Source organism: Acinetobacter sp. WCHAc060006, from assembly GCF_004209135.1.
Classification (GTDB): Bacteria; Pseudomonadota; Gammaproteobacteria; order Pseudomonadales; family Moraxellaceae; genus Acinetobacter; species Acinetobacter cumulans.
Genome location: NZ_SGSS01000063.1, coordinates 1 through 4,240, shown reverse-complemented (window position 1 = coordinate 4,240; position 4,240 = coordinate 1). Strand labels below are relative to the sequence as shown.

The 4,240-nt window shown below is 42.6% G+C and carries 2 protein-coding genes and 1 pseudogene; 1 reads left to right on the top strand and 2 read right to left on the bottom strand.

The features are described from left to right. Positions 1-240 precede the first annotated feature (240 nt). Positions 241-1,428, top strand: a complete 1,188-nt coding sequence (locus EXE29_RS17040) for a sigma-54-dependent transcriptional regulator family protein (RefSeq protein WP_120365108.1) — start codon at positions 241-243, stop codon at positions 1,426-1,428. A gap of 9 nt (positions 1,429-1,437) precedes the next feature. On the opposite strand, the pseudogene EXE29_RS17035 reads toward EXE29_RS17040, so the two are convergent. Beyond that, positions 1,438-2,406 (bottom strand): annotated as a pseudogene (locus EXE29_RS17035) (alpha/beta hydrolase). Positions 2,407-2,553: 147 nt separating this feature from the next. Beyond that, a complete protein-coding gene (mdh, locus tag EXE29_RS17030) occupies positions 2,554-3,765 on the bottom strand; it encodes an iron-dependent methanol dehydrogenase (RefSeq protein WP_120365107.1) in 1,212 nt (403 codons plus the stop codon). Positions 3,766-4,240: the final 475 nt, after the last annotated feature.

Genomic DNA, 4,240 nt, shown 5'->3' with positions numbered 1-4,240 from the left:
GCCGTCTGTATTTGGATCTGCGTAACGCATACATATATTCCTTTGTTTATTATGATGTTTTCTGTCACCAAGCGTATACAGCTTTGGTATAAGGTACTTTTGCACATTATTTGATTAGCATACTTACTATAAGGTTGGAAAAAGGTTGGTTGTTGGTCTGTTTACAAGTGGCTGACAAAAAACGTTACAAGGCAAAGAGGATGGCATAACAATAATCAACCCGAGTTGAGAAACTCTAGGATGGCAGAGATGAAAAATTTAATTGAAAAACGTAAGCAAATAGAACAGTTTAGACAAAGTAATAGCCTCTCGCCACAGCATGCGGAACAGCTGGGACAGAGTATTCATAGTTCGTGGCGCAGATCACATTCTGCAGCTATTCCTAAAGACAGAATTGCAGCGCCACTGCAACAAGATAGGGAGCAAGTGCCCGATGCATTGCAACGCGCTCTAAATCGCTGCGCAGACGACTTGAAACATATTGCTGAGCAGTCATCAATGGTTGTGGCTGTGGGCGATGTGGGGAGCACCATTGTCTGGAGTGCATCCAGTCGGCAAATGCAAAGCGCTGCCGAAAGCGTGCACTTTATGCAGGGCGGACAGTGGAAAGAAGAATTGGTTGGAACCAATGCTTTGGCATTGTCGCTAAAGACGCAACAATCCAGCTGTGTGTTTTCCAATGAACACTATATGACTTCCATTCATGACTGGGTCTGCTATGCAGCACCAATTATTGATCCCTATTCAAAACAAGTGTTGGGCGTGATTGACTTATCGACCACATGGCAACATCACAACAGCTTAGGTTTGCTGGCTGCTGAACGCTGTGCGTCCATTGTGCAGGCGGCATTACTCGAACAACATCAACAGCAGTTATATATCCGTGCATTCGCAGCTTCACAGGTTTTGTTTAACGGCAAAATGCTGGTGATGACACCGCGCCAAATTGAAATTTTAACCATTCTTGCACTCTGTCCGCAGGGCATGACCTTAGATACTTTACATCAGGCTTTATATGGTGAGCGCAAAGTTAGTATAGGCACTTTAAAGGCCGAAATGTCACAGCTACGTGATGTGCTGGGAGGCATGCTGGGCTCACGGCCATATCGAATTTTAGCCAACGTGGAGGCAGATTTTTTACAGGCAGAACAAGCACTGGATGCAGGCTATACTGAGTCGGCTTTAAAGTTATGTTCGGGCGTATTTTTAGCAAAAACTGAAAGCCCGTTTTTATGTGCATGGCGTGACTGCTTAGAGTCACGTTTGAGTGATGCAATTTTTAAGGCCGATGAAACCGATGTGTTGCTCAAGCACGTCGCGCGTTTTCCAGAAGCCGTTGATGCAGTAGAAAGATTGATTGAGTTGATGCCGAAGAATCATCCCGTGCATCAGCATCTACTTCGGAGCAAAGCATTCAACGGTAACTAAGTTGTAGTATTACAGCCCTTTGCTGTCCAGCCAGTTGAATAGTTGCTGATAGACATTGTGTCGTACGGATTTTTCGGACAGCACCAAATCATGCAAGCCATTTTTAATGCTTTGAATACTGACATCACCCTGAATTTTCTCAGCATATTTTTGAATGTCTTTGACGCCTAAAATCACATCGCTACTTTGCGCATCTTTGCCCCATTTACGTGGATTCTTGGTTTGATGTGAGTGCATCACCAATACTGGTACATCGATTTGCACACCTTGATGAATTTCTTTTTGCGCTTCATGTATAGCAGTAACAAAACTCAGACGAACCATTGGATATTTGCTTTTTTTCCAGTCAAGGCTAAAGTCCCATTCGCCCTTTAAATCCTTATGTAGGCTAGCGGTATACCATTTATGGAGTTCGCTGGGAAATTGTAAATCTGGAAATAATTTTCCAACACGGCTCAACTGTGGCACACCCAATTTGCGCTTAATTGGATTCATATTGAAATCATAAAAAGGACTGTTGACCCAGAGCGCTTTAATCAGCGGATGATTCGGATGATGTGATGCATATAAGGTCGTAGTTAAACCACCTGTAGAGTGCCCACAGAGCAAAACTTCATCATGGCTTTCGGTGCCAATAATCTCGAGCGCTTGATCAATTTCCGCATCATATTCGCTAATGTCACGCACATTATAATATTTTTGATGTGGCAGAATTGAGCGCCCGTATTTACGTAAATCCAGTGCATAAAAATCGAAACCGTGCTGATTAAACTGCTCAGCCATTTCAGTCTGATAAAAATAATCAATAAAACCATGAATGTATAAAACGGCTTTTTTTGTAGCTGTGTCGGCTTTTTTTCAAACTAAAGTCGCTGTAACAGCACCTTCAAAATCGTCTGGAAAGTTTAAAGTGGTTTGCTCATAGCCTGTACCAAGGTGATTGGGCTGATAGGTTGGAGAGGTGTGGACTGCTGACATATTTTGCTCTGTTTTTATTGCCGCGGATGCCTCTCATCCTTGATGAACTATGGAATTTTGTCAACAGCAAAGCTAAAAAGCACTTTAAGCGCGCGATGAATGGATTAAGCGCTTAAAGTGCAGTTGGGGTGGGAGAGTACTTATTGCTTAGCCTGCTGCTTTAAAGCTCTGTACAGTTGCGCTTGGCTTTAATGTGGCTTTAAAGATATCGACCACTTGTGCATGTGTTGCTTTGCGTGGGTTGGTCAGCATGCAGGCATCTTTTTGCGCATTTTCAGACATAACGCTGAGATCTTGTTCTTTTACGCCAAGCTCTGACAAGCTAGAAGGAATACCAATAGATGCAGACAGTGCACGTATCGCATCAATGGCTGCAAAGGCTGCTTCATTGATAGTCAGTCCGTCTGTATTTACGCCCATCAACTGCGCAATACGGGCATAGCGGTCTGGACAAGCGATTAAATTAAACTCGCATACATGCGGTAGTAATACGGCATTGCAGACACCATGTGGTAGGTTGTAGAAACCGCCTAATTGATGCGCCATTGCATGTACATAACCTAATGATGCGTTGTTAAAAGCCATACCTGCAAGATATTGTGCATAGCTCATCGCATCACGTGCTTCTAGGTTTTCACCATTTGCCACAGCTGGGCTCAGCCATTCACTGATCATGCTGATGGCTTTTTCTGCGCAAGCGTCGGTAATTGGGTTGGCTGCTGTAGATACATAAGCTTCGACCGCATGTGTAAGGGCATCCATACCTGTTGCTGCTGTAAGCGCAGCAGGTTTTGCGATCATGAGTTTTGGATCATCAATTGCGATGAGTGGGGTACAGCGCCAGTCCACAATAGCCATTTTTACGTGCGTGTCTGTGTTGGTAATAATACAGAAACGTGTCATTTCTGAAGCCGTACCCGCAGTGGTATTAATCGCAATCAACGGTGTCATAGGCACGGTGCTTTTATCAATGCCTTCATAATCACGGATATGGCCACCACCTGCGGTTACCAAGCCAATGCCTTTGGCACAGTCATGTGAAGAACCACCACCCAGTGACACAATAAAATCACAGCCTTGGTCGTTATATTCTTTTACGCCATTATGCACGTTAATGTCGGTCGGATTAGGTTCTGCGCCAGGGAAAATATGGCTATCTACGCCAGCTTCTTTCAGATAGCCTGCGATGGTGTCCGCGACGCCAAATTTAAACAGGCCAGCATCGGTGACGATCAATGCTTTTTTGGCACCGAGATTTTGTGCTTTTGCACCAATTTCTTTGGCACAGCCTGGGCCGAAAAGTGAAACACAAGGGATGTAAAAACCGTTTGTTTGATCTGCAATATTTTTAAAAGCCATGGTGCGATTCCTTCTACCATTATTTATCATCATTGTTATGGGTGATGCTTACCCTAAAATGAGTATTCAATAGCGCTTAAAAAAAATACACCTACCAAAGACCTACCATGTATAAGGTTTTATTCTTGGCAAAGAAAATTTATATCTAATGTTTTTTAAATATTTGACTTTAGAAGATTTATATTAAATTAAACAACAATTAAAATTTTTTAAAACATAGTGTTATGTCATGCTGCTAAGGCAAAGATGTTTAAAACACAAGCTTGATAAATCTTAATTTTTAATTGATAATAATTATCATTAATTTTAAAAAAACATGATTCCTTCTTTCTAGCTTCAGAAGGCAGGGCAGATAGCACGTATTCATAATTGCCTTGTGTCTTCTGTAATTGCACCAGAATACTGCTTCCTCAAAACACTTTTGCACGGCTTTGTTGCACAAAGATTTGAAATGCAAAGCGCCCCTAATTGAGCT

Bases quoted from the DNA above. Each gene is read 5' to 3' on its own strand.
- EXE29_RS17040 (WP_120365108.1), top strand. From the start codon at position 241: ATGGCAGAGATGAAAAATTTAATTGAAAAACGTAAGCAAATAGAACAG.
- mdh (WP_120365107.1), bottom strand. From the start codon at position 3,765: ATGGCTTTTAAAAATATTGCAGATCAAACAAACGGTTTTTACATCCCT.